General features: G+C 30.2%; 1 protein-coding gene. It reads right to left on the bottom strand.

Features of this window, described 5'->3' with window-relative positions; genetic code table 11:
- Positions 1 to 484: GNAT family N-acetyltransferase (locus AOA62_RS03355; RefSeq protein WP_143521724.1), on the bottom strand; the 484-nt coding region annotated here is incomplete at both ends.

The following is a 484-nucleotide window of genomic DNA, read 5'->3' as shown; positions in this document are numbered from 1 at the left end:
ATTTATATACTTCTTTAAAACCTAACTTAGAATAAAGATTTATAGCTGGATTATTGGTTAATACAACTTGTAGATATGCATGTTTTGCACCATTGTTCTTACCCCAATTTAAAATAGTGGAAATCAACTGTTTTGCATATCCTTGTTTTCTATATTCTATATTCGTAACTATATCAAACATCCCAATATATCCGTCTTCTAAAACTCCCATTCCACAAGCAATAGGTTCATTTCTGTCAGTAATAATAGATACATAGCAAACCTCTGGAACAATACTTTGTAACATCTTTTTTAATGTCATCTTATCAGTTGCATTTACATGATTTAATGTACAAAAATTAATAAACCAATTGTCATCAAAGTGGTGATGAATAATAACATTACTTACTGGAATCCACTCGTCCACTTCATTTAGTGATACCATTTGAATACTTGTTAATCCCTCTAATATATAGCCTTCTCCATCAAGAATACTGTCCAAGTC

This window comes from Pseudomonas sp. 2995-3 (assembly GCF_002742565.1).
GTDB classification, from domain to species: Bacteria; Pseudomonadota; Gammaproteobacteria; order Pseudomonadales; family Pseudomonadaceae; genus Aquipseudomonas; species Aquipseudomonas edaphica.
The sequence above is the reverse complement of the archived record's forward strand: the minus strand, read 5'-3'. Positions and strand labels throughout refer to the sequence as shown.